23 protein-coding genes, 2 pseudogenes and 1 other annotated feature are annotated in these 24,061 nt (G+C 50.3%); of the genes and pseudogenes, 14 read left to right on the forward strand and 11 right to left on the reverse strand.

What is annotated here, in order from left to right; translation table 11 throughout:
• Positions 1-224: 224 nt before the first annotated feature.
• The 3 genes from clpB to rluD form a co-directional block, all read right to left on the reverse strand.
• Complete coding sequence (gene clpB / locus ACJHWT_RS21035) at positions 225-2,798, reverse strand: ATP-dependent chaperone ClpB (protein ID WP_001317994.1); 2,574 nt, start codon at positions 2,796-2,798, stop codon at positions 225-227.
• A 129-nt stretch (positions 2,799-2,927) separates the two neighbouring features.
• The gene (gene yfiH / locus ACJHWT_RS21040; RefSeq protein ID WP_000040126.1) at positions 2,928-3,659 is read right to left on the reverse strand and encodes a purine nucleoside phosphorylase YfiH; all 732 of its coding nucleotides are present in this window, start codon (positions 3,657-3,659) and stop codon (positions 2,928-2,930) included.
• Positions 3,656-4,636, reverse strand: coding sequence for a 23S rRNA pseudouridine(1911/1915/1917) synthase RluD (gene rluD, locus ACJHWT_RS21045; RefSeq protein ID WP_065203514.1), 981 nt, complete (start codon positions 4,634-4,636; stop codon positions 3,656-3,658). The genes yfiH and rluD overlap by 4 nt, the downstream gene beginning before the upstream one ends.
• Positions 4,637-4,770: 134 nt before the next feature.
• Between rluD and bamD the strand changes: the two genes are divergently transcribed.
• The 5 genes and pseudogenes from bamD (at position 4,771) to pheA (ending at position 8,971) form a co-directional block, all read left to right on the forward strand.
• Positions 4,771-5,508 carry an outer membrane protein assembly factor BamD gene (gene bamD / locus ACJHWT_RS21050; RefSeq protein ID WP_000197684.1) on the forward strand — a complete coding sequence of 246 codons (738 nt, stop codon included), beginning with the start codon at positions 4,771-4,773 and terminating at the stop codon, positions 5,506-5,508.
• Positions 5,509-5,611: 103 nt separating this feature from the next.
• Positions 5,612-6,959: pseudogene (locus ACJHWT_RS21055) on the forward strand (IS4-like element IS4 family transposase).
• Between the two features lie 260 nt (positions 6,960-7,219).
• A complete protein-coding gene (raiA, locus tag ACJHWT_RS21060; RefSeq protein ID WP_000178456.1) occupies positions 7,220-7,561 on the forward strand; it encodes a ribosome-associated translation inhibitor RaiA in 342 nt (113 codons plus the stop codon).
• A gap of 102 nt (positions 7,562-7,663) precedes the next feature.
• Positions 7,664-7,789: a sequence feature (Phe leader region), on the forward strand.
• The gene (gene pheL / locus ACJHWT_RS21065; protein WP_001386991.1) at positions 7,665-7,712 is read left to right on the forward strand and encodes a pheA operon leader peptide PheL; all 48 of its coding nucleotides are present in this window, start codon (positions 7,665-7,667) and stop codon (positions 7,710-7,712) included. It overlaps the preceding feature by 48 nt.
• 21 nt (positions 7,790-7,810) lie before the next feature.
• A complete protein-coding gene (pheA, locus tag ACJHWT_RS21070; protein WP_000200129.1) occupies positions 7,811-8,971 on the forward strand; it encodes a bifunctional chorismate mutase/prephenate dehydratase in 1,161 nt (386 codons plus the stop codon).
• A 42-nt stretch (positions 8,972-9,013) separates the two neighbouring features.
• Here the strand turns inward: pheA and tyrA are convergent, their stop codons facing one another.
• The gene (tyrA, locus tag ACJHWT_RS21075) at positions 9,014-10,135 is read right to left on the reverse strand and encodes a bifunctional chorismate mutase/prephenate dehydrogenase (protein ID WP_000225233.1); all 1,122 of its coding nucleotides are present in this window, start codon (positions 10,133-10,135) and stop codon (positions 9,014-9,016) included.
• A gap of 10 nt (positions 10,136-10,145) precedes the next feature.
• Complete coding sequence (aroF, locus tag ACJHWT_RS21080) at positions 10,146-11,216, reverse strand: 3-deoxy-7-phosphoheptulonate synthase AroF (RefSeq protein WP_001168045.1); 1,071 nt, start codon at positions 11,214-11,216, stop codon at positions 10,146-10,148.
• A gap of 209 nt (positions 11,217-11,425) precedes the next feature.
• Between aroF and ACJHWT_RS21085 the strand changes: the two genes are divergently transcribed.
• The 4 genes and pseudogenes from ACJHWT_RS21085 (at position 11,426) to ACJHWT_RS21100 (ending at position 14,173) form a co-directional block, all read left to right on the forward strand.
• Entirely contained in the window at positions 11,426-11,791 is a 366-nt protein-coding gene (locus ACJHWT_RS21085; protein WP_001317996.1) for a DUF2799 domain-containing protein, read from the forward strand.
• Between the two features lie 149 nt (positions 11,792-11,940).
• The gene (locus tag ACJHWT_RS21090; RefSeq protein ID WP_001212391.1) at positions 11,941-12,459 is read left to right on the forward strand and encodes a YfiR family protein; all 519 of its coding nucleotides are present in this window, start codon (positions 11,941-11,943) and stop codon (positions 12,457-12,459) included.
• A pseudogene (dgcN, locus tag ACJHWT_RS21095) lies at positions 12,449-13,675 on the forward strand (diguanylate cyclase DgcN). The gene ACJHWT_RS21090 and the pseudogene dgcN overlap by 11 nt, the downstream one beginning before the upstream one ends.
• Before the next feature lie 15 nt (positions 13,676-13,690).
• Complete coding sequence (locus ACJHWT_RS21100) at positions 13,691-14,173, forward strand: OmpA family protein (protein WP_000589825.1); 483 nt, start codon at positions 13,691-13,693, stop codon at positions 14,171-14,173.
• A 76-nt stretch (positions 14,174-14,249) separates the two neighbouring features.
• Here ACJHWT_RS21100 and rplS read toward each other — a convergent pair whose 3' ends face one another.
• The 5 genes from rplS to ffh form a co-directional block, all read right to left on the reverse strand.
• Positions 14,250-14,597, reverse strand: coding sequence for a 50S ribosomal protein L19 (gene rplS / locus ACJHWT_RS21105; RefSeq protein ID WP_000065253.1), 348 nt, complete (start codon positions 14,595-14,597; stop codon positions 14,250-14,252).
• A 41-nt stretch (positions 14,598-14,638) separates the two neighbouring features.
• Positions 14,639-15,406: a tRNA (guanosine(37)-N1)-methyltransferase TrmD gene (gene trmD, locus ACJHWT_RS21110; RefSeq protein WP_000264777.1), complete on the reverse strand. Its 768-nt coding sequence runs from the start codon at positions 15,404-15,406 to the stop codon at positions 14,639-14,641.
• Positions 15,407-15,436: 30 nt separating this feature from the next.
• A complete protein-coding gene (gene rimM, locus ACJHWT_RS21115; RefSeq protein WP_000043335.1) occupies positions 15,437-15,985 on the reverse strand; it encodes a ribosome maturation factor RimM in 549 nt (182 codons plus the stop codon).
• 18 nt (positions 15,986-16,003) lie between these two features.
• Positions 16,004-16,252: a 30S ribosomal protein S16 gene (gene rpsP / locus ACJHWT_RS21120; RefSeq protein ID WP_000256450.1), complete on the reverse strand. Its 249-nt coding sequence runs from the start codon at positions 16,250-16,252 to the stop codon at positions 16,004-16,006.
• 248 nt (positions 16,253-16,500) lie between these two features.
• Positions 16,501-17,862, reverse strand: coding sequence for a signal recognition particle protein (ffh, locus tag ACJHWT_RS21125; protein ID WP_000460035.1), 1,362 nt, complete (start codon positions 17,860-17,862; stop codon positions 16,501-16,503).
• A 166-nt stretch (positions 17,863-18,028) separates the two neighbouring features.
• Here ffh and ACJHWT_RS21130 point away from each other — a divergent pair, with 166 nt between their 5' ends.
• Complete coding sequence (locus tag ACJHWT_RS21130) at positions 18,029-18,820, forward strand: inner membrane protein YpjD (protein WP_001314062.1); 792 nt, start codon at positions 18,029-18,031, stop codon at positions 18,818-18,820.
• Between the two features lie 20 nt (positions 18,821-18,840).
• Entirely contained in the window at positions 18,841-20,127 is a 1,287-nt protein-coding gene (locus tag ACJHWT_RS21135; protein WP_410232356.1) for an HlyC/CorC family transporter, read from the forward strand.
• Positions 20,128-20,181: 54 nt separating this feature from the next.
• Here the strand turns inward: ACJHWT_RS21135 and grpE are convergent, their stop codons facing one another.
• Positions 20,182-20,775, reverse strand: coding sequence for a nucleotide exchange factor GrpE (gene grpE / locus ACJHWT_RS21140; protein WP_001307957.1), 594 nt, complete (start codon positions 20,773-20,775; stop codon positions 20,182-20,184).
• 122 nt (positions 20,776-20,897) lie between these two features.
• Here grpE and nadK point away from each other — a divergent pair, with 122 nt between their 5' ends.
• From nadK to bamE, 3 genes are all read left to right on the forward strand, one after another.
• Entirely contained in the window at positions 20,898-21,776 is an 879-nt protein-coding gene (gene nadK, locus ACJHWT_RS21145) for an NAD(+) kinase (RefSeq protein WP_001059169.1), read from the forward strand.
• A gap of 85 nt (positions 21,777-21,861) precedes the next feature.
• On the forward strand, positions 21,862-23,523 hold the full coding sequence (gene recN, locus ACJHWT_RS21150; RefSeq protein WP_000880930.1) for a DNA repair protein RecN: 1,662 nt from the start codon (positions 21,862-21,864) through the stop codon (positions 23,521-23,523).
• 148 nt (positions 23,524-23,671) lie between these two features.
• Positions 23,672-24,013, forward strand: coding sequence for an outer membrane protein assembly factor BamE (gene bamE / locus ACJHWT_RS21155; protein WP_001203437.1), 342 nt, complete (start codon positions 23,672-23,674; stop codon positions 24,011-24,013).
• Positions 24,014-24,061: the final 48 nt, after the last annotated feature.

Consider the following 24,061-nt stretch of genomic DNA (forward strand, 5'->3'; position numbering starts at 1 on the left):
TTTGCTTTCTCTGCCGGAATTCTCAGGAGAACCCCGCTAACCCGGCGGCGTGTTTGCCGTTGTTCCGTGTCAGTGGTGGCGCATTATAGGGAGTTATTCCGGCCTGACAAGCAAAAAATATAAAAACTTTATCGTTCGCTCATTTTTCAGGCAAAACATCTTAAACATAGCCTTTTCCGTCTAATTTATAGACAAAAACGAGCCCCGAAGGGCTCGTTTTATCATTACTGGACGGCGACAATCCGGTCTTCATTAACTTCCAGGCGAATAACTTTACCCGGAACCAATTCACCAGACAGTATTTGCTGTGCCAGCGGGTTTTCGATCTGCTGCTGGATAGCACGTTTCAGCGGACGTGCACCATAGACCGGATCGTAACCGTTCTCGCTCAGCAGTTTCAGCGCCTCGTCAGAAATGTGGATTTCATAACCACGTTCTTCCAGACGTTTGTACAGACGTTTCAACTGAATCTGCGCAATCGACGCAATGTGCTGTTCACCCAGCGGATGGAAGACCACCACTTCATCGATACGGTTAATGAATTCCGGACGGAAGTTATGGCTTACCACACCGAGCACCAGCTCTTTCATGTGCGCATAATCCAGTTCACCGAAGCGTTCCTGAATCAAATCGGAACCGAGGTTAGAGGTCATAATGACAACCGTATTACGGAAGTCGACCGTTCTCCCCTGCCCGTCAGTCAGACGCCCATCATCCAGTACCTGCAACAGAATGTTGAAGACATCCGGATGCGCTTTTTCCACTTCATCCAGCAGGATGACGGAATACGGACGACGACGCACAGCTTCGGTCAGGTAGCCACCTTCTTCATAACCGACATATCCCGGAGGCGCACCAACCAGACGAGACACAGAGTGTTTCTCCATAAACTCGGACATATCGATACGGATCATCGCCTCGTCGCTATCAAACATAAAGTTCGCCAGCGCCTTACAAAGCTCAGTTTTCCCCACACCGGTTGGGCCGAGGAACAGGAATGAACCAATCGGGCGATTTGGATCCGCCAGCCCCGCACGGCTACGACGAATAGCGTTAGATACCGCATCAACCGCTTCGTTCTGACCAATAACGCGATGGTGCAGTTCTTGCTCCATACGCAGCAGTTTTTCGCGCTCGCTTTCCATCATGCGAGAAACCGGAATCCCCGTCCAACGCGCCAGCACTTCAGCAATTTCGGCATCGGTCACTTTATTACGCAACAGACGCATAGTTTTGCCTTCGAGCTGCGTTGCGGCTTCCAGTTGCTTTTCCAGTTCCGGGATTTTGCCGTATTGCAGTTCAGACATCCGCGCCAGGTCCCCCACACGGCGAGCCTGTTCAATAGCGATTTTCGCTTGTTCCAGTTCCGCTTTAATGGTCTGCGTACCAGAAAGCGATGCTTTCTCTGCTTTCCACTCTTCTTCTAACTCGGAGTACTGACGTTCTTTGTCGCTCAGTTCTTCGTTGAGCATATCCAGGCGTTTTTTACTGGCTTCATCAGACTCTTTCATTAACGCCTGTTGTTCCAGTTTAAGCTGGATGATACGGCGATCGAGTCGGTCGAGTTCTTCTGGTTTTGAGTCAATCTGCATACGAATGCTGGATGCTGCTTCATCGATCAGGTCGATGGCTTTATCCGGCAGCTGACGGTCAGCAATGTAGCGATGAGACAACGTCGCCGCTGCAACAATTGCCGGGTCAGTAATTTGCACATGGTGGTGCAATTCGTAACGTTCTTTCAGGCCACGCAGAATCGCAATGGTATCTTCAACAGAAGGCTCGGCAACAAACACTTTCTGGAAACGACGTTCCAGCGCAGCATCTTTTTCGATGTACTGGCGATATTCGTCAAGCGTCGTGGCACCTACGCAGTGCAATTCACCACGCGCCAGCGCCGGTTTCAGCATGTTTCCGGCGTCCATTGCGCCATCGGCTTTACCCGCGCCGACCATGGTATGTAATTCGTCGATAAACAGGATGACGTTGCCTTCCTGTTTAGCAAGATCGTTAAGTACGCCTTTTAAACGTTCTTCAAACTCACCGCGATATTTCGCCCCAGCCACCAGCGCGCCCATATCCAGCGCCAGTACGCGGCGGCCTTTCAACCCTTCCGGCACTTCGCCGTTGATGATACGCTGCGCCAGACCTTCAACGATGGCAGTTTTACCGACGCCTGGTTCACCAATCAGTACCGGGTTATTTTTAGTACGACGTTGCAGCACCTGAATGGTACGGCGAATTTCTTCATCACGACCAATCACCGGATCGAGTTTGCCCTGTTCGGCTCGTTCTGTAAGGTCGATGGTATATTTTTTCAAAGCCTGACGTTGGTCTTCAGCACCTTGATCGTTCACGCTTTCACCTCCACGCATTTGTTCAATCGCTTGAGTAATGTTGGCGGTGGTCGCCCCTGCTGCTTTCAGGATGTCGGCCAGCGTGCCGCGAGACTCAAGTGCCGCCAGAACGAACAGTTCTGACGAGATAAAGTTATCACCACGTTTTTGCGCCAGCTTGTCGCAAAGATTAAGAACGCGCACCAGATCCTGTGATGGCTGGACATCACCACCAGTACCTTCAACCTGCGGTAAACGATTTAATGCCTGATTGATATCTGTGCGCAACTGGCCAGCATTAATGCCAGCGGATGTTAATAAAGGACTAACCGAACCCCCTTCCTGATTCAGCAGGGCGCTCATTAAATGAAGTGGTTCGATGAATTGGTTGTCGTGCCCGAGTGCAAGTGATTGGGCATCGGCAAGAGCAAGCTGGAATTTATTAGTAAGACGATCCAGACGCATAACTCCTCCCATAACGGATCAAAGTTGCTACTGGAGATTAAATGAGGTCATCCCTCAATTATTCAAGGTTATTGACCAGATTAATGTGAAAAGAAAATCACGCGTACCGGATCGTCTTGATTCTTTAGGTTATATCAGCCAAATGAAACTTGCCATACGACCGGTGGTCTTGTCGCGACGATAAGAGAAGAAAGTCTCATTTTCCGTATATGTACAACGGTCGCCGCCGAAAATTTGTTCAACACCAACGCTCGCCAGACGCTGCCGGGCAAGCTGATAAATATCTGCCAGATACTTATCACCATGCTGAATGAAAGCTGTACTCGCTTTGGCGTCTACTGCCATAAACGCCTCGCGAACCTCCGCCCCCACTTCAAACGCGCGTGGACCAATTGCCGGCCCTAACCAGGCGAGAATATTTTCCGGATTATCAGCAAAACAGGAAACCGTCTCTTCCAGCACGCCTGAGCACAGTCCACGCCAGCCAGCATGAGCGGCGGCGATTTCCGTTCCCGCTCGATTGCAAAACAGCACGGGGAGGCAGTCGGCAGTCATCACTGCGCAAACCGTGCCCGGCGTGTTGCTATAAGAGGCATCTGCTCGTTTTGAGGCATAAGGTTCGCCAGTAAGCTTAAGCACATCTTTGCCGTGTACCTGCTCAAGCCAGACCGGTTTTGAAGGCAAATTGCCCGCAGCAAAAAGTCGCTTGCGATTCTCTTCAACGTGATCCGGGTTATCGCCACAATGAGCACCGAGGTTGAGCGAATCATACGGGGGCAAGCTCACGCCGCCGATACGAGTGGAGCTACAGGCCGCAACACCTTTTGGCAGCGGCCACTGCGGGACAATCAGCTTACTCATAACCAGTCCACTTCATCCTTATGCTCTTCGAAATCGGCGCGCATCACCTCAATCAGCTCCACCATATCTTCTGGAATAGGCGCATGCCATTCCATTTCGATACCGGAGATCGGGTGATAAAGACGCAGCATGGTTGCATGAAGCGCCTGGCGGTCAAACTTACGCAGCGTGGAGATAAACGCTTCCGAAGCACCTTTTGGCGGACGCGGACGGCCACCATAAACCGGATCGCCCACCAGCGGATGAGTGATATGGGCCATATGCACGCGGATCTGGTGCGTACGTCCGGTTTCCAGACGCAACCGCAGACGCGTGTGCACACGGAAGTGTTCCATGATGCGATAGTGAGTGACCGCCGGTTTACCCATCGGATGCACCGCCATGTGAGTACGTTTGGTCGGGTGGCGGCTGATTGGTTCATCTACTGTACCGCCAGCGGTCATATGACCAATTGCCACCGCTTCATACTCACGAGTAACTTCACGCCGTTGCAAAGATTCGACTAAACGCGTCTGAGCCGGAACGGTTTTTGCCACAACCATCAGGCCGGTGGTGTCTTTATCCAGACGATGGACGATGCCCGCACGCGGTACATCGGCAATGGGCGGATAATAATGAAGCAACGCATTCAGTACCGTACCATCCGGGTTACCCGCGCCAGGATGTACCACCAGGTCGCGTGGTTTATTAATGACGATGATATCTTCATCTTCATAGACGATATCCAGCGGGATATCCTGCGGTTCAAAACGCGCTTCTTCTTCAATCTCAGCGTTGATGGCCACCTGCTCGCCACCCAATACTTTTTCTTTCGGCTTATCACAAACTTTGCCGTTAACCAGCACGCGCTGGTCGAGGATCCATTCTTTTATTCGCGAACGTGAATAATCCGGGAACATTTCGGCCAAAGCCTGATCTAAGCGTTGACCGAGTTGGTTTTCGGACACCGTTGCAGTGAGCTGTACTCGTTGTGCCATATATACTGCTTCTTCGTTTATCGTTGGGGTTTTACGGCTTTGCCGTTTAATATAGTGTGCTATTGTAGCTGGTCTTAACCGGGAGCAGGAACAGAGAATCTCCCGTATTACATTTTGAGGAAAGTCAAAACGTCATGACGCGCATGAAATATCTGGTGGCAGCCGCCACACTAAGCCTGTTTTTGGCGGGTTGCTCGGGGTCAAAGGAAGAAGTACCTGATAATCCGCCAAATGAAATTTACGCGACTGCACAACAAAAGCTGCAGGACGGTAACTGGAGACAGGCAATAACGCAACTGGAAGCGTTAGATAATCGCTATCCGTTTGGTCCGTATTCGCAGCAGGTGCAGCTGGATCTCATCTACGCCTACTATAAAAACGCCGATTTGCCGTTAGCACAGGCTGCCATCGATCGTTTTATTCGCCTTAACCCGACCCATCCGAATATCGATTATGTCATGTACATGCGTGGCCTGACCAATATGGCGCTGGATGACAGTGCGCTGCAAGGGTTCTTTGGCGTTGACCGTAGCGATCGCGATCCTCAACATGCACGAGCTGCGTTTAGTGACTTTTCCAAACTGGTGCGCGGCTATCCGAACAGTCAGTACACCACCGATGCCACCAAACGTCTGGTATTCCTGAAAGATCGTCTGGCGAAATATGAATACTCCGTTGCCGAGTACTATACAGAACGTGGTGCATGGGTTGCCGTCGTTAACCGCGTAGAAGGCATGTTGCGCGACTACCCGGATACCCAGGCTACGCGTGATGCGCTGCCGCTGATGGAAAATGCATACCGTCAGATGCAGTTGAATGCGCAAGCTGAAAAAGTAGCGAAAATCATCGCCGCAAACAGCAGCAATACATAACAGAAACCTGAAACACAAAACGGCAGCCCTTGAGCTGTAATGCCGATCAGTTAAGGATCAGTTGACCGATCCAGTGGCTGTGTAAGAATCCGGAAACGCTCACTTGTTTCCGGATTTTTTTATGCACATTGGACAGGCTCTTGATCTGGTATCCCGTTACGATTCTCTGCGTAACCCACTGACTTCTCTGGGGGATTACCTCGACCCCGAACTCATCTCTCGTTGCCTTGCCGAATCAGGTACTGTAACGCTACGCAAGCGCCGTCTTCCCCTCGAAATGATGGTCTGGTGTATTGTTGGCATGGCGCTTGAGCGTAAAGAACCTCTTCACCAGATTGTGAATCGCCTGGACATCATGCTGCCGGGCAATCGCCCCTTCGTTGCCCCCCAGTGCCGTTATTCAGGCCCGCCAGCGCCTGGGAAGTGAGGCTGTCCGCCGCGTGTTCACGAAAACAGCGCAGCTCTGGCATAACGCCACGCCGCATCCGCACTGGTGCGGCCTGACCCTGCTGGCCATCGATGGTGTGTTCTGGCGCACACCGGATACACCAGAGAACGATGCAGCCTTCCCCCGCCAGACACATGCCGGGAACCCGGCGCTCTACCCGCAGGTCAAAATGGTCTGCCAGATGGAACTGACCAGCCATCTGCTGACGGCTGCAGCCTTCGGCACGATGAAGAACAGCGAAAATGAGCTTGCTGAGCAACTTATAGAACAAACCGGCGATAACACTCTGACGTTAATGGATAAAGGTTATTACTCACTGGGACTGTTAAATGCCTGGAGCCTGGCGGGAGAACACCGCCACTGGATGATACCTCTCAGAAAGGGAGCGCAATATGAAGAGATCAGAAAACTGGGTAAAGGCGATCATCTGGTGAAGCTGAAAACCAGCCCGCAGGCACGAAAAAAGTGGCCGGGACTGGGAAATGAAGTGACAGCCCGCCTGCTGACCGTGACGCGCAAAGGAAAAGTCTGCCATCTGCTGACGTCGATGACGGACGCCATGCGCTTCCCCGGAGGAGAAATGGCGGATCTGTACAGTCATCGCTGGGAAATCGAACTGGGATACAGGGAGATAAAACAGACGATGCAACTGAGCAGGCTGACGCTGAGAAGTAAAAAGCCGGAGCTTGTGGAGCAAGAGCTGTGGGGTGTCTTACTGGCTTATAATCTGGTGAGATATCAGATGATTAAAATGGCGGAACATCTGAAAGGTTACTGGCCGAATCAACTGAGTTTCTCAGAATCATGCGGAATGGTGATGAGAATGCTGATGACATTGCAGGGCGCTTCACCGGGACGTATACCGGAGCTGATGCGCGATCTTGCAAGTATGGGACAACTTGTGAAATTACCGACAAGAAGGGAAAGGGCCTTCCCGAGAGTGGTAAAGGAGAGGCCCTGGAAATACCCCACAGCCCCGAAAAAGAGCCAGTCAGTTGCTTAACTGATCGGCATTACAGCCCTTGAGCTGCCGTTTTTTTATTCTGTTAGTTGTGAAACTGAAGCGATTTAGTCACTATCGATCTCATCAAATATGGCTCGCTTTGAGATATTCCTCAAGTAAAAAAACACCTCTTCCTGCGATTTCTCACAAAAAAGATTCGTTGACAAAAAGTGACAAAATTATGAGATTTCCATCACACATTTTGACATCAGGAACGGTATGCTGAATTCACCAAGACGGGAAGACAAGAGGTAAAATTTATGACAATGAACATTACCAGCAAACAAATGGAAATTACTCCGGCCATCCGCCAACATGTCGCAGACCGTCTCGCCAAACTGGAAAAATGGCAAACACATCTGATTAATCCACATATCATTCTGTCCAAAGAGCCACAAGGGTTTGTTGCTGACGCCACAATCAATACACCTAACGGCGTTCTGGTTGCCAGTGGTAAACATGAAGATATGTACACCGCAATTAACGAATTGATCAACAAGCTGGAACGGCAGCTCAATAAACTGCAGCACAAAGGCGAAGCACGTCGTGCCGCAACATCGGTGAAAGACGCCAACTTCGTCGAAGAAGTTGAAGAAGAGTAGTCCTTTATATTGAGTGTATCGCCAACGCGCCTTCGGGCGCGTTTTTTGTTGACAGCGTGAAAACAGTACGGGTACTGTACTAAAGTCACTTAAGGAAACAAACATGAAACACACACCGTTTTTCTTCGCATTCTTTTTTACCTTCCCCTGAATGGGAGGCGTTTCGTCGTGTGAAACAGAATGCGAAGACGAACAATAAGGCCTCCCAAATCGGGGGGCCTTTTTTATTGATAACAAAAAGGCAACACTATGACATCGGAAAACCCGTTACTGGCGCTGCGAGAGAAAATCAGCGCGCTGGATGAAAAATTATTAGCATTACTGGCAGAGCGACGCGAACTGGCCGTCGAGGTGGGAAAAGCCAAACTGCTCTCGCATCGCCCGGTACGTGATATTGATCGTGAACGCGATTTGCTGGAAAGATTAATTACGCTCGGTAAAGCGCACCATCTGGACGCCCATTACATTACTCGCCTGTTCCAGCTCATCATTGAAGATTCCGTATTAACTCAGCAGGCTTTGCTCCAGCAACATCTCAATAAAATTAATCCGCACTCAGCACGCATCGCTTTTCTCGGCCCCAAAGGTTCTTATTCCCATCTTGCGGCGCGCCAGTATGCTGCCCGTCACTTTGAGCAATTCATTGAAAGTGGCTGCGCCAAATTTGCCGATATTTTTAATCAGGTGGAAACCGGCCAGGCCGACTATGCCGTCGTACCGATTGAAAATACCAGCTCCGGTGCCATAAATGACGTTTACGATCTGCTGCAACATACCAGTTTGTCGATTGTTGGCGAGATGACGTTAACTATCGACCATTGTTTGTTGGTCTCCGGCACTACTGATTTATCCACCATCAATACGGTCTACAGCCATCCGCAGCCATTCCAGCAATGCAGCAAATTCCTTAATCGTTATCCGCAATGGAAGATTGAATATACCGAAAGTACGTCTGCGGCAATGGAAAAGGTTGCACAGGCAAAATCACCGCATGTTGCTGCGTTGGGAAGCGAAGCTGGCGGCACTTTGTACGGTTTGCAGGTACTGGAGCGTATTGAAGCGAATCAGCGACAAAACTTCACCCGATTTGTGGTGTTGGCACGTAAAGCCATTAACGTGTCTGACCAGGTTCCAGCGAAAACGACGTTGTTAATGGCGACCGGGCAACAAGCTGGTGCGCTGGTTGAAGCGTTGCTGGTACTGCGCAACCACAATCTGATTATGACCCGTCTGGAGTCACGCCCGATTCACGGTAATCCATGGGAAGAGATGTTTTATCTGGATATTCAGGCCAATCTTGAATCAGCGGAAATGCAAAAAGCATTGAAAGAGTTAGGGGACATCACCCGTTCGATGAAGGTATTGGGCTGTTACCCAAGTGAGAACGTAGTGCCTGTTGATCCAACCTGATGAAAAGGTGCCGGATGATGTGAATCACCCGGCACTGGATTATTAGTGACGGTTGTCATTCGCCTGACGCAATAACACGCGGCTTTCACTCTGAAAACGCTGTGCGTAATCGCCGAACCAGTGCTCCACCTTGCGGAAACTGTCAATAAACGCCTGCTTATCGCCCTGCTCCAGCAACTCAATCGCCTCGCCGAAACGCTTATAGTAACGTTTGATTAACGCCAGATTACGCTCTGACGACATAATAATGTCGGCATACAGTTGCGGATCCTGGGCAAACAGTCGCCCAACCATCGCCAGCTCAAGGCGGTAAATCGGCGAAGAAAGCGCCAGAAGTTGCTCAAGCTGAACATTTTCTTCTGCCAGGTGCAGCCCATAAGCAAAAGTAGCAAAGTGGCGCAGTGCCTGAATAAACGCCATATTCTGATCGTGCTCGACAGCGCTAATACGATGCAGCCGAGCGCCCCAGACCTGAATTTGCTCCAGAAACCATTGGTATGCTTCCGGCTTACGTCCATCACACCAGACCACAACTTGTTTTGCCAGGCTACCGCTGTCCGGGCCGAACATCGGGTGTAACCCCAGCACCGGACCATCATGCGCCGCCAGCATGGCCTGTAATGGTCCATTTTTCACCGATGCCAGATCGACCAGAATACAATCTTTCGGTAAAGGCGGTAATTTGCCAATAACTTGTTCAGTAACGTGGATGGGCACACTAACAATCACCATTCCGGCATCGGCAACTATCTCAGCCGCTCGATCCCAGTCATGTTGCTCCAGAATCCGCACCTGATAACCCGATAGTGTCAGCATCTTCTCGAACAGGCGTCCCATCTGACCGCCACCGCCGACGATAACCACCGGGCGCAGTGACGGACAAAGCGTTTTAAATCCTTTGTCGTTTTCACTGGAGTAAGATTCACGCATCACCCGACGCAAAACATCCTCAATCAGATCTGGCGGTACACCCAGAGCTTCCGCCTCTGCACGACGCGAGGCCAACATAGATGCCTCGCGCTCCGGAACATAAATAGGCAGTCCAAAGCGGCTTTTCACCTCGCCCACTTCAGCAACCAGTTCCAGACGCTTCGCTAATAAATTCAGCAGCGCTTTATCGACTTCATCAATTTGATCGCGTAATGCGGTCAATTCAGCAACCATAATAAACCTCTTAAGCCACGCGAGCCGTCAGCTGCCCGTTCAGATCCTGATGAATTTCACGCAGCAAGGCATCGGTCATTTCCCAGCTAATGCAGGCATCGGTTACGGATACACCGTATTTCATTTCACTGCGCGGTTGCTCGGAAGACTGATTGCCCTCGTGGATATTACTTTCGATCATCAGACCAATAATTGAGCGATTGCCATCTTTGATTTGAGCAACCACGGATTCTGCCACCGCAGGCTGACGGCGATAATCTTTATTGGAATTACCGTGGCTGCAATCTACCATCAGAGACGGGCGCAGTCCCGCCTGTTCCATCTCTTTTTCACATTGCGCAACATCCGCAGGGCTATAGTTCGGCGCTTTACCACCGCGCAGGATCACATGCCCGTCCGGATTCCCCTGAGTTTGTAGCAACGCCACCTGCCCTGCCTGGTTAATGCCAACAAAACGGTGCGGCTGGGCGGCGGCACGCATAGCGTTAATAGCCGTTGCAAGGCTGCCGTCGGTGCCGTTTTTAAAACCAACCGGCATGGAAAGCCCGGAGGCCATTTCACGGTGTGTTTGCGATTCCGTTGTACGAGCACCAATTGCTGACCAGCTAAACAGATCGCCCAGGTATTGCGGGCTATTAGGATCTAACGCTTCCGTCGCCAGTGGCAGTCCCATATTCACCAGCTCAAGCAGCAATTTACGCGCGATCTGCAGCCCGGCTTCTACATCAAAAGAGCCATCCATATGGGGATCGTTAATCAACCCTTTCCAACCGACAGTGGTACGGGGTTTTTCAAAATAGACGCGCATTACCAGATAGAGGCTATCGCTGACCTCTGCGGCAAGGGCTTTAAATCGACGAGCATATTCCAGAGCAGTTTCCGGATCATGAATGGAACAAGGACCACAGACTACCAACAGACGAGGATCGCGCCCGGCGATAATATCTGAAATGGTTTTACGCGAGTCAGCAATCTGGGCTTCCTGTTGCAGGCTTAATGGAAAAGCGGCCTTCAGTTGTTCCGGAGTCATTAAAACTTGTTCGTCGGTAATATGTACGTTATTCAGCGCGTCTTTTTGCATGATGGCGATCCTGTTTATGCTCGTTTGCGATAGTTGATCCTCAGCGAGGATGACGTAACGATAACACATAAAGTAAAGTTTTCAATCCATATTTCGTACATTTTTCTTTACACAAGCAATTTATTCGCGCTTTTAACCCTTGTTTATGTATAAATAAATTTACACCACCTTTGAAAACAATCCGCTATGCTTTGAAAAAGGAGAAAGAAATGATGAAAAAGTTTATTGCCCCCTTGTTGGCTTTACTGGTTAGCGGATGTCAGATTGATCCTTATACTCACGCGCCAACCTTGACCAGCACCGACTGGTATGATGGCGGTATGGAAGATGCGATATCGGGCAGCACCATAAAAGATGACGATGCATTTAGCGATTCACAGGCGGATCGCGGTCTATACCTTAAAGGATATGCCGAAGGACAAAAGAAAACTTGCCAGACCGATTTTACTTATGCCCGAGGACTTTCCGGTAAAAGCTTTCCTGCCAGCTGCAACAATGTTGAAAATACAAGCCAACTGCATGAAGTATGGCAAAAAGGGGCTGATGAAAATGCCAGCACAATACGATTAAATTAATTAAAACCCCACAAATAAATTAAACATAAGATTTTACTCATTATGTTTTATTTCTCACAATGATGACGATCGCATGAAAAAATGATATTTTAATGAGCATTCTGAAAAAATATCGATGCATTTCGAGCGAAGATGGTGGGGATCCCTGAATGCGTTTTTCTCACCGACTGTTCTTACTTCTGATTCTCCTGCTGACGGGAGCACCAATACTCGCTCAGGAGCCTTCTGACGTTGCGAAAAACGTGCGTATGATGGTTTCCGGTATTGTCAGTTACACCCGCTGGCCTGCGCTATCAGGGCCACCAAAGTTATGTATCTTTTCATCTTCACGTTTTAGTACCGCCCTACAAGAGAATGCCGCGACATCTTTGCCTTATCTGCCTGTCATCATTCACACTCAACAAGAGGCGATGATTTCAGGCTGCAATGGTTTTTATTTTGGCAATGAGTCACCGACATTCCAGATGGAATTAACCGAACAATATCCGTCAAAGGCGTTATTATTAATTGCCGAACAAAATACCGAGTGCATTATTGGTAGCGCCTTTTGTCTGATCATCCACAATAATGACGTCAGATTTGCCGTAAACCTGGATGCCTTATCGCGTAGCGGTGTAAAGGTCAACCCGGATGTCTTGATGCTCGCACGGAAGAAAAATGATGGATAACGATAATTCTCTTAATAAGCGCCCCACGTTTAAAAGAGCATTACGCAACATCAGTATGACCAGCATATTTATCACTATGATGCTGATCTGGTTGCTGCTTTCCGTGACCTCGGTGCTGACCCTGAAACAGTACGCGCAAAAAAACCTGGCACTGACAGCAGCAACAATGACTTACAGTCTGGAAGCAGCGGTCGTTTTTGCCGATGGCCCTGCAGCAACTGAAACACTGGCAGCGCTGGGCCAGCAAGGGCAATTTTCAACTGCAGAAGTACGTGATAAGCAGCAAAATATTCTGGCATCCTGACATTACACCCGTAAGGATCCAGGCGATACTTTCAGCAATTTCATAAGCCACTGGCTCTTCCCTGCCCCCATCATTCAGCCGATTCGTCACAATGGCGAAACCATTGGCGAAGTACGCTTAACCGCTCGCGACAGTTCAATCAGCCATTTCATCTGGTTTTCGCTCGCCGTACTGACCGGTTGTATTCTGCTGGCATCAGGAATCGCAATTACCCTCACCCGCCATTTGCACAATGGCCTGGTGGAAGCACTGAAAAATATCACCGATGTCGTACATGATGTGCGTTCCAACCGCAATTTTTCCCGACGAGTTTCGGAAGAACGTATCGCTGAGTTTCACCGCTTCGCTCTCGACTTCAACAGTCTGCTTGATGAAATGGAAGAGTGGCAGCTTCGTTTACAGGCCAAAAATGCGCAGCTTCTGCGTACCGCGCTACATGACCCATTAACCGGGCTGGCTAACCGCGCAGCGTTTCGTAGCGGCATCAACACATTGATGAGCAGTTCCGACGCCCGAAAAACGTCGGCGTTACTATTTCTTGATGGCGATAATTTCAAATATATCAATGATACCTGGGGTCATGCGACGGGCGATAGAGTCTTGATTGAAATCGCAAAACGGTTAGCTGAATTTGGCGGGCTGCGACATAAAGCATACCGCCTGGGCGGCGATGAATTCGCTATGGTGCTCTATGATGTACAGTCGGAATCTGAAGTGCAGCAGATATGCTCAGCACTGACACAAATCTTTAATCTCCCGTTTGATCTTCATAATGGCCATCAGACCACCATGACATTAAGCATTGGTTACGCGATGACCATTGAGCACGCCTCTGCGGAAAAATTACAAGAGCTTGCCGATCACAATATGTATCAGGCCAAACACCAGCGTGCCGAAAAGCTGGTGAGATAACAAGGATATATCGATATGATAAAGCACCTGGTAGCACCCCTGATTTTCACCTCGCTAATACTGACTGGCTGCCAGTCCCCTCAGGGAAAGTTTACTCCTGAGCAAGTCGCCGCTATGCAATCTTATGGATTTACTGAATCCGCCGGCGACTGGTCGCTGGGCTTATCAGATGCCATTCTGTTCGCAAAAAATGACTACAAATTGCTCCCGGAAAGCCAGCAACAGATCCAAACCATGGCAGCCAAATTGGCCTCGACAGGGCTAACACATGCCCGTATGGATGGACACACCGATAACTATGGTGAAGACAGTTACAACGAAGGCTTATCATTGAAACGGGCGAATGTCGTGGCCGATGCATGGGCTATTGGTGGACAAATTCCACGCAGCAATCTCACCACACAGGGTTTAGGAAAAAAATATCCCATAGCCAGTAACAAGACCGCCCAGGGCCGCGCCGAGAACCGCCGCGTCGCAGTGGTGATTACAACCCCTTAAAACACGAGCAAACAGACAAAAAAAGGGCCAGCCAATTGGCCAGCCCTTCTTAACAGGATGTCGCTTAAGCGAAATCTTAGTTAAGACGCTCTTTGATACGAGCAGCCTTACCAGTACGCTCACGCAGGTAGTACAGTTTAGCTTTACGAACAGCACCACGACGTTTGACAGAAATGCTGTCAACTACCGGAGAGTGAGTCTGGAAGACACGCTCAACGCCTTCGCCGTTGGAAATTTTACGAACAGTGAATGCAGAGTGCAGACCGCGGTTACGAATAGCGATAACCACGCCCTCGAATGCCTGCAGACGTTTTTTGGAACCTTCAACAACCCATACTTTCACTTCCACGGTATCACCCGGACGGAAGGAAGGTACGTCCTGCTTCATCTGCTCTTGTTCAAGTTGCTTAATAATGTTGCTCATAATTTAATCTCTTATCCTGGGTAAACTGATATCTCGGGGGCTTACGCCATCCCATCATGTTTATGTTGCTGTTGTGCGTGTTCCGTTTTGAACTCCGCCAGCAACCTTGCTTGCTCTTCAGTCAGAGCCAGGTTTTCCAGAAGTTCAGGTCTTCTAAGCCAGGTACGGCCCAGCGACTGTTTCAAACGCCAGCGACGTATCTCGGCATGGTTGCCCGACAGTAACACTGGCGGAACTTCCATCCCTTCTAACACCTCAGGCCGCGTATAGTGCGGGCAATCCAGCAATCCTTCAGCAAAGGAATCTTCCGTTGCCGAGGCTTCATGTCCCAGTACTCCCGGAATAAACCGGGAAACGGAGTCAATCAGCGTCATTGCTGGTAACTCACCACCACTGAGAACGTAATCGCCGATTGACCATTCTTCGTCAATTTCGGTTTGGATCACGCGCTCATCTATACCTTCGTAGCGACCGCACACCAGAATCAATTTTTGATTCGTTGCCAGTTCGCTGACGCCCGCTTGATCAAGCTTGCGTCCCTGTGGTGACAGATAAATCACCTTTGCGCCTTCACCCGCCGCGGCTTTTGCTGCATGAATGGCGTCCCGCAAGGGTTGCACCATCATTAACATCCCCGGTCCGCCGCCGTAAGGACGATCGTCCACGGTACGGTGCCGGTCATGCGTGAAGTCGCGAGGACTCCAACTCTGGATGCTCAGCAGGCCATTTTTAACTGCCCGGCCAGTTACCCCGTAATCGGTAATTGCGCGGAACATTTCAGGAAACAGGCTAATTATGCCAATCCACATAGCGCCGTCTTTTACCGTTTATCCGGTGGTTTAAAAACCAGGATCCCAATCTACTTCGATTGAACGAGTAGTGAGATCGACTTTCTTGATAACCTGCCCATCGAGGAACGGTACGAGACGTTCCTTGATACCAAACGCATCTTTCAGGTTTGCCTTAATGACGAGAACGTCATTAGATCCGGTTTCCATCATATCGACGACTTTACCGAGATCGTAGCCTTCAGTGGTTACTACCTGGCAGCCCATCAGGTCTTTCCAGTAGTAGTCACCCTCTTCAAGCTGAGGCAGCTGCGATGAATCCACGACAATTTCACAATTCGTCAGCAGGTTCGCCGCATCACGATCGTCAACGCCTTTCAGCTTGATGATCATGTCCTGATTGTGGTGCTTCCAGCTTTCCAGCTGGACTTGCTGCCACTGACCCGCCTTCTGGATAAACCAGGGCTGATAGTCAAAAATGCTTTCGGCGTCTTCGGTGGAAGAAAACACTCTGAGCCACCCACGAATACCGTAAGACGAACCCATTTTTCCCAAAACGATGGGATCAACAGGTGCTTGCGCGGTGAGTTGTTTGCTCATCATGACCACCGTGACAGATTAAGCTGCTTTGTTTACTTCTTTGATCAGCGCAGCAACGCGATCAGAAATAGTTGCGCCCTGGCCAACCCAGTGAGCGATGCGATCCAGATCCAGGCGAGTGCCTTCTTCTTTTTCGCTAGCGATTGGGTTGAAGAAACCAACGCGCTCGATGAAGCGACCGTTGCGTGCATTACGGCTGTCAGCGACAACAACCTGGTAGAACGGACGCTTTTTAGCGCCGTGACGTGCTAAACGAATAGTTACCATAACATCCTCTTGTGTGAATAAAACAACCGGACCCCATCGAGGAACGGAGTCCGGTGTCATATTAAAAGCCCGAAAATTTTACTCATTTTTGCAGAAATTGCAATCAACAGTTGCTAACTCTGCTGTAAAAGGCCGTCGGCGGTGCAGCCAGTTTGGTGCCGGAGTGCGCGCAGTCACCGGAGCGTACACGCAATACGTGAGGATGACGAGCACACCCCGGTGCCAAAATGGCAAACAAGCCAGGCCGATTAGCGACCAGGAAATCCCGGCGGCATCATACCCTTCATGCTTCTCATCATCTTCGCCATCCCGCCCTTCTTCATTTTCTTCATCATGCGCTGCATGTCGTCGAACTGTTTCAGAAGACGGTTAACGTCCTGCACCTGCATACCGCAACCGGCAGCGATACGGCGTTTACGCGAACCTTTGATGATTTCTGGCTTAGCGCGCTCTTTCATCGTCATCGAGTTGATGATGGCTTCCATACGCACCAGCACTTTATCGTCCATCTGCGACTTGACGTTATCCGGGATCTGCCCCATGCCCGGCAGTTTGCCCATCAAGCTGGCCATGCCGCCCATATTTTTCATCTGGCGCAGTTGCTCAAGGAAGTCGTTGAGATCGAAGCCGTCGCCTTTTTTTAACTTGCTGGCTAATTTCTCTGCCTGCGCGCGGTCAACTTTGCTTTCGATATCTTCGATCAGTGACAGTACGTCGCCCATGCCGAGAATACGCGACGCGATGCGGTCCGGATGGAACGGCTCCAGCGCCTCAGTTTTCTCGCCAACACCGAGGAACTTGATCGGTTTGCCAGTGATGTGACGAATAGAGAGCGCCGCACCGCCGCGGGCATCGCCGTCCACTTTGGTCAACACTACGCCGGTAAGCGGTAACGCTTCATTGAATGCTTTTGCCGTATTGGCCGCATCCTGACCGGTCATGGCGTCAACCACAAATAGGGTTTCAACCGGGTTAATCGACGCATGGACTTGTTTGATCTCGTCCATCATCGCTTCGTCAACGTGCAGACGACCAGCGGTATCCACCAGCAGCACGTCGTAGAATTTCAGTTTGGCTTCTTTCAGCGCCGCGTTAACGATATCTACCGGCTTCTGACCAACATCAGAAGGGAAGAAATCAACGCCCACCTGCTCTGCCAACGTCTCAAGCTGTTTGATTGCCGCCGGGCGATAAACGTCGGCAGAAACCACCAGCACTTTCTTCTTGTGCTTCTCGCGCAGGAACTTACCGAGTTTACCAACGCTGGTTGTTTTACCGGCACCTTGCAGGCCCGCCATCAGCACGACCGCAGGCGGTTGCGCAGCCAGGTTCAGGGTCTGGTTCTCTTCGCCCATCGCCGCAACCAGTTCGTTACGGACGATTTTGACGAACTCCTGCCCCGGCGTCAGGCTCTTATTAACTTCATGACCAACCGCTTTCTCTTTTACGCGATTGATAAACTCACGCACTACCGGCAGAGCGACGTCCGCCTCCAGCAGCGCCATGCGCACTTCGCGCAGCGTATCTTTTACGTTGTCTTCAGTGAGGCGTCCACGGCCACTGATATTGCGCAGCGTGCGCGACAAACGATCGGTTAAATTATCAAACATTGTCTCTCGCCTGGGGTGGAAACGGTTGGCCGCAATCGCGACACATCATCAGTATTTTGCCGCAGTATAACATGAAGGCGTCTTTGTTGTTATGCAACGGTTGGAGCAGCGTTCACCTGACGCTATACTGCTTCTCTTTCTTATTGCTCAAACTGTCGACATTACTATGCCCGTTTTTGCTCTGCTCGCGCTTGTCGCCTACTCCGTCAGTCTTGCGCTGATTGTTCCCGGTCTGCTGCAAAAAAACGGCGGCTGGCGGCGCATGGCTATTATTTCTGCGGTCATTGCGCTGGTCTGCCACGCAATCGCTCTGGAAGCCCGCATCCTGCCCGACGGTGATAGCGGACAAAACCTCAGCCTGCTGAACGTTGGTTCATTGGTCAGTTTGATGATCTGTACGGTAATGACCATTGTGGCTTCTCGCAATCGTGGCTGGTTGTTGCTACCCATTGTCTATGCCTTTGCGCTTATCAACCTGGCGCTGGCGACCTTCATGCCCAATGAATACATCACCCATCTGGAAGCAACGCCGGGGATGCTGGTGCACATTGGCTTATCGCTTTTTTCCTATGCCACGCTAATTATCGCTGCCCTGTACGCGCTGCAACTGGCGTGGATTGATTACCAACTGAAGAACAAGAAGCTGGCATTTAACCAGGAAATGCCGCCATTGATGAGTATCGAGCGTAAAATGTTCCATATCACGCAGATTGGCGTGGTGCTGCTAACGCTCACTCTTTGCACTGGCCTGTTCTACATGCACAACTTATTTAGCATGGAAAATATCGACAAGGCCGTGCTCTCTATCGTGGCGTGGTTTGTCTATATTGTGCTGCTGTGGGGACATTATCATGAAGGATGGCGTGGACGCCGCGTCGTCTGGTTTAACGTTGCGGGTGCAGTCATTCTGACACTGGCCTACTTCGGCAGCCGAATTTTTCAGCAGTTAATCAGCTAAACCCAGAAAAGGAGTTTCCCCTGGAACACATTTCTACTACTACGTTGATCATTATTCTGATCATCATGGTGGTCATTTCAGCCTATTTTTCCGGGTCCGAAACCGGAATGATGACTCTCAACCGCTATCGTCTTCGACATATGGCGAAACAGGGTAATCGCTCGGCCAAACGCGTCGAAAAATTGCTGCGTAAGCCAGACCGCCTGATAAGCCTGGTGTTAATCGGCAATAACCTGGTCAATATTCTTGCCTCCGCGCTCGGCACTATTGTTGGGATGCGTTTGTACGGCGATGCGGGCGTGGCAATTGCGACTGGTGTGCTGACTTTTGTCGTGCTGGTTTTTGCTGAGGTATTGCCGAAAACCATTGCCGCGCTGTACCCGGAAAAAGTCGCTTATCCGAGTAGTTTTTTACTGGCTCCGCTGCAAATTTTGATGATGCCGCTGGTCTGGTTGCTGAATGCTATTACCCGCATGTTAATGCGCATGATGGGCATCAAAACCGATATCGTGGTTAGCGGCTCTTTGAGCAAAGAAGAGTTGCGTACTATCGTGCACGAATCACGCTCACAAATTTCCCGTCGCAATCAGGATATGCTGCTGTCGGTGCTCGATCTGGAAAAGATGACCGTCGATGACATCATGGTGCCGCGAAGTGAAATTATCGGTATTGATATCAACGATGACTGGAAATCGATTCTGCGCCAACTCTCCCACTCACCTCACGGGCGCATCGTGCTCTACCGTGATTCGCTGGACGACGCCATCAGTATGCTGCGTGTGCGTGAAGCCTGGCGACTCATGTCGGAGAAAAAAGAGTTCACCAAAGAAACCATGCTACGCGCCGCGGACGAGATCTATTTTGTCCCGGAGGGTACGCCGCTCAGCACACAGCTGGTCAAGTTTCAGCGCAACAAAAAGAAAGTCGGCCTGCTCGTCAACGAATATGGAGACATTCAGGGGCTGGTGACGGTTGAAGATATTCTGGAAGAGATTGTCGGCGATTTCACTACCTCGATGTCGCCAACACTTGCCGAAGAGGTCACGCCGCAAAACGACGGTTCGGTGATTATCGATGGCACCGCCAACGTGCGAGAAATCAACAAAGCCTTTAACTGGCATCTACCGGAAGATGATGCCCGCACGGTTAATGGCGTCATTCTTGAGGCACTGGAAGAGATCCCTGTCGCAGGCACCCGCGTGCGTATTGGCGAGTACGATATCGATATTCTCGACGTACAGGACAATATGATTAAGCAGGTAAAAGTTTTTCCTGTAAAACCGCTGCGCGAGAGTGTGGCGGAGTAACGAAAACGGCCCTGCATTCGCATGCAGGGCCGTGAATTATTACGAAAACAGAAATTACGCTTTTGCTTTCGCTACAGTTACCATCGCCGCACGAATCGTACGACCATTCAGCGTATAACCCTTCTGCATAATGCCCAGTACGTTACCTGGCGCAACGTCATCAGATTCCACCATTGCGATGGCCTGATGCACATTCGGGTCCAGCGGGACGTTAGTTTCGGCGATCACTTCAACGCCAAACTTACGCACAACATCCAGCATCGACTTCAGCGTCAGCTCAATACCTTCAACCATCGCGGACATATCCGGGTTAGCTTTATCAGCCACTTCCAGCGCACGATCCAGGCTATCAATCACCGGCAGCAATTCGTTGATGAATTTCTCCAGCGCGAATTTGTGGGCTTTTTCAATATCCAGTTCAGTACGACGACGCAGGTTTTCCATTTCGGCTTTTACGCGCAAAATGCCGTCACGTTCACGAGTCTGGGCTTCAGCCAGCTGAGCTTCGAGATTCGCAATTTTTTCATCGCGCGGATCCACCTGCTCAGCAGAAGCGTCTGGCTCAACTGCCTCAATCTCTTCGTGCTGATCCATGATAATTTCTTCCGGGGCTTGCCCCTCAGGCGTTTTCTGTTCTTTACTACTCATGAATTTCTCCGCGTTTTTTTCGCATTCATCTCGCTAACTTCGCTTATTATGGGGATCAGTTTCAGGGTTTCAAGGGAAGCACTCACATTGTCATCAATCTTCGCAACAAGGACCTCGGAAAAATGAATAATCATTTCAAGTGTATTGGCATTGTGGGACACCCACGGCACCCCACTGCACTGACAACACATGAAATGCTCTACCGCTGGCTGTGCACAAAAGGTTACGAGGTCATCGTTGAGCAGCAAATCGCTCACGAACTGCAACTGAAGAATGTGAAGACTGGCACGCTCGCGGAGATTGGGCAACTGGCTGATCTCGCGGTAGTCGTTGGTGGCGACGGTAATATGCTGGGCGCGGCGCGCACACTCGCCCGTTACGATATTAAAGTTATTGGAATCAACCGTGGCAACCTGGGTTTCCTGACTGACCTTGACCCCGATAACGCCCAGCAACAATTAGCCGATGTGCTGGAAGGCCACTACATCAGCGAGAAACGTTTTTTGCTGGAAGCGCAAGTTTGTCAGCAAGATTGCCAGAAACGCATCAGCACCGCGATTAACGAAGTGGTACTTCATCCTGGCAAAGTGGCGCATATGATTGAGTTCGAAGTGTATATCGACGAGATCTTTGCGTTTTCTCAGCGTTCCGATGGACTGATTATTTCGACGCCAACAGGCTCCACCGCCTATTCCCTCTCTGCGGGCGGTCCTATTCTGACCCCCTCTCTGGATGCGATTACCCTGGTGCCCATGTTCCCGCATACGTTGTCAGCACGACCACTGGTGATAAACAGCAGCAGCACGATCCGTCTGCGTTTTTCGCATCGCCGTAACGACCTGGAAATCAGTTGCGACAGCCAGATAGCACTGCCGATTCAGGAAGGTGAAGATGTCCTGATTCGTCGCTGTGATTACCATCTGAATCTGATTCATCCGAAAGATTACAGTTATTTCAATACATTAAGCACCAAGCTCGGCTGGTCAAAAAAATTATTCTAATTTTACGCCAGCCTCTTTACTGTATATAAAACCAGTTTATACTGTACACAATAACAGTAATGGTTTTTCATACAGGAAAACAACTATGTTGGCACAACTGACCATCAGCAACTTTGCTATCGTTCGTGAGCTTGAGATTGATTTTCATAGCGGCATGACCGTAATAACTGGCGAGACCGGCGCGGGTAAATCTATTGCAATAGATGCCCTCGGCCTTTGTCTCGGTGGTCGCGCTGAAGCCGACATGGTGCGTACCGGCGCTGCTCGTGCCGACCTGTGCGCCCGTTTTTCTCTGAAAGATACGCCAGCGGCCCTGCGCTGGCTGGAAGAAAACCAGCTTGAAGACGGTCATGAATGTTTGCTTCGTCGCGTAATCAGTAGCGATGGTCGCTCACGAGGTTTTATCAACGGTACAGCTGTTCCTCTGTCACAACTTCGCGAACTGGGCCAGTTGCTGATTCAGATCCATGGTCAGCACGCCCATCAGTTACTCACCAAACCCGAGCACCAAAAATTCCTGCTTGATGGCTATGCCAATGAAACCTCTCTGCTCCAGGAAATGACCGCACGTTATCAGTTGTGGCATCAAAGCTGCCGTGACCTCGCGCATCATCAACAGTTAAGTCAGGAACGCGCCGCCCGTGCGGAACTGCTGCAATACCAATTAAAAGAACTTAACGAATTTAATCCGCAGCCCGGAGAGTTTGAGCAAATCGACGAAGAGTACAAACGTCTGGCGAACAGCGGTCAATTGCTGACTACCAGCCAGAATGCATTGGCAGTAATGGCCGACGGTGAAGACGCAAACCTGCAAAGTCAGCTTTACACGGCTAAACAACTGGTGAGCGAATTGATTGGCATGGACAGCAAACTGTCCGGCGTACTTGATATGCTGGAAGAAGCTACCATCCAGATTGCTGAAGCCAGCGATGAACTGCGCCACTACTGCGATCGTCTGGATCTCGATCCCAACCGACTGTTTGAACTTGAACAGCGCATCTCAAAACAGATTTCGCTGGCACGTAAACATCACGTCAGCCCTGAGGCATTGCCACAGTATTACCAGTCGCTACTGGAAGAACAGCAGCAACTGGACGATCAGGCCGACTCACAAGAAACGCTCGCGCTGGCGGTAACGAAACATCATCAGCAGGCACTGGAAACCGCGCGCGCATTACACCAGCAACGCCAGCAGTATGCAGAAGAACTTGCACTGCTGATCACCGACAGTATGCATGCGCTCTCAATGCCGCATGGGCAGTTTACGATCGATGTTAAATTTGACGAGCATCACCTGGGCGCTGACGGTGCCGATCGTATTGAGTTTCGGGTAACCACCAACCCAGGTCAGCCAATGCAGCCTATTGCCAAAGTCGCATCCGGTGGTGAATTGTCACGCATCGCATTGGCAATTCAGGTCATCACGGCGCGTAAAATGGAAACCCCGGCACTGATTTTTGATGAAGTGGATGTAGGGATTAGCGGTCCAACAGCGGCAGTTGTCGGCAAACTGCTGCGTCAACTTGGCGAATCAACTCAGGTGATGTGTGTTACCCACCTGCCACAAGTCGCGGGATGTGGTCATCAACACTATTTTGTCAGCAAAGAAACCGATGGTGCGATGACAGAAACACACATGCAATCCCTGGATAAAAAAGCGCGGTTACAAGAGCTGGCGCGCCTGCTTGGGGGCAGTGAAGTCACACGTAACACACTGGCGAATGCGAAAGAACTGCTTGCGGCGTAAACTTTTTTCCTGCTTCACGGTCAGAGTAAACAGCAAAACGCCGTAAGACCGGAAAGCAAAAGGTTTTAAAGTGATGAAAGGTCTATTATCATCGGCATATTACAGATGAGCCACGTACTGCTCGGGCCCGAAAAGGAATCAAATCACTATGCGCTGTAAAACGCTGACTGCTGCAGCAGCAGTACTATTGATGTTGACCGCAGGCTGTTCCACTCTGGAGCGAGTGGTTTACCGTCCTGACATCAACCAGGGGAATTATCTGACCGCTAACGACGTATCCAAAATACGCGTTGGCATGACGCAACAACAAGTTGCGTACGCATTGGGTACACCGCTGATGTCCGATCCATTTGGTACGAATACCTGGTTCTATGTCTTCCGCCAGCAACCAGGTCATGAAGGTGTAACGCAGCAAACGCTGACGCTGACCTTTAATAGTAGCGGGGTGTTGACCAATATTGATAATAAACCTGCGCTGAGTGGTAACTAATCATAAAGTTGCTCTCAAAGACGTTAAAAAAGGTGCTCAATGAGCACC

This window comes from Escherichia sp. WS338 (assembly GCF_046486405.1).
GTDB classification, from domain to species: domain Bacteria; phylum Pseudomonadota; class Gammaproteobacteria; order Enterobacterales; family Enterobacteriaceae; genus Escherichia; species Escherichia coli.

Bases quoted from the DNA above. Each gene is read 5' to 3' on its own strand.
- pheA (WP_000200129.1), top strand. From the start codon at position 7,811: ATGACATCGGAAAACCCGTTACTGGCGCTGCGAGAGAAAATCAGCGCG.
- trmD (WP_000264777.1), bottom strand. From the start codon at position 15,406: ATGTGGATTGGCATAATTAGCCTGTTTCCTGAAATGTTCCGCGCAATT.
- rpsP (WP_000256450.1), bottom strand. From the start codon at position 16,252: ATGGTAACTATTCGTTTAGCACGTCACGGCGCTAAAAAGCGTCCGTTC.
- rplS (WP_000065253.1), bottom strand. From the start codon at position 14,597: ATGAGCAACATTATTAAGCAACTTGAACAAGAGCAGATGAAGCAGGAC.
- rluD (WP_065203514.1), bottom strand. From the start codon at position 4,636: ATGGCACAACGAGTACAGCTCACTGCAACGGTGTCCGAAAACCAACTC.
- ACJHWT_RS21085 (WP_001317996.1), top strand. From the start codon at position 11,426: ATGATGAAAAAGTTTATTGCCCCCTTGTTGGCTTTACTGGTTAGCGGA.
- clpB (WP_001317994.1), bottom strand. From the start codon at position 2,798: ATGCGTCTGGATCGTCTTACTAATAAATTCCAGCTTGCTCTTGCCGAT.
- yfiH (WP_000040126.1), bottom strand. From the start codon at position 3,659: ATGAGTAAGCTGATTGTCCCGCAGTGGCCGCTGCCAAAAGGTGTTGCG.
- raiA (WP_000178456.1), top strand. From the start codon at position 7,220: ATGACAATGAACATTACCAGCAAACAAATGGAAATTACTCCGGCCATC.
- bamD (WP_000197684.1), top strand. From the start codon at position 4,771: ATGACGCGCATGAAATATCTGGTGGCAGCCGCCACACTAAGCCTGTTT.
- ACJHWT_RS21130 (WP_001314062.1), top strand. From the start codon at position 18,029: ATGCCCGTTTTTGCTCTGCTCGCGCTTGTCGCCTACTCCGTCAGTCTT.
- nadK (WP_001059169.1), top strand. From the start codon at position 20,898: ATGAATAATCATTTCAAGTGTATTGGCATTGTGGGACACCCACGGCAC.
- ffh (WP_000460035.1), bottom strand. From the start codon at position 17,862: ATGTTTGATAATTTAACCGATCGTTTGTCGCGCACGCTGCGCAATATC.
- aroF (WP_001168045.1), bottom strand. From the start codon at position 11,216: ATGCAAAAAGACGCGCTGAATAACGTACATATTACCGACGAACAAGTT.
- rimM (WP_000043335.1), bottom strand. From the start codon at position 15,985: ATGAGCAAACAACTCACCGCGCAAGCACCTGTTGATCCCATCGTTTTG.
- ACJHWT_RS21090 (WP_001212391.1), top strand. From the start codon at position 11,941: ATGCGTTTTTCTCACCGACTGTTCTTACTTCTGATTCTCCTGCTGACG.
- grpE (WP_001307957.1), bottom strand. From the start codon at position 20,775: ATGAGTAGTAAAGAACAGAAAACGCCTGAGGGGCAAGCCCCGGAAGAA.
- ACJHWT_RS21100 (WP_000589825.1), top strand. From the start codon at position 13,691: ATGATAAAGCACCTGGTAGCACCCCTGATTTTCACCTCGCTAATACTG.
- tyrA (WP_000225233.1), bottom strand. From the start codon at position 10,135: ATGGTTGCTGAATTGACCGCATTACGCGATCAAATTGATGAAGTCGAT.
- recN (WP_000880930.1), top strand. From the start codon at position 21,862: ATGTTGGCACAACTGACCATCAGCAACTTTGCTATCGTTCGTGAGCTT.
- bamE (WP_001203437.1), top strand. From the start codon at position 23,672: ATGCGCTGTAAAACGCTGACTGCTGCAGCAGCAGTACTATTGATGTTG.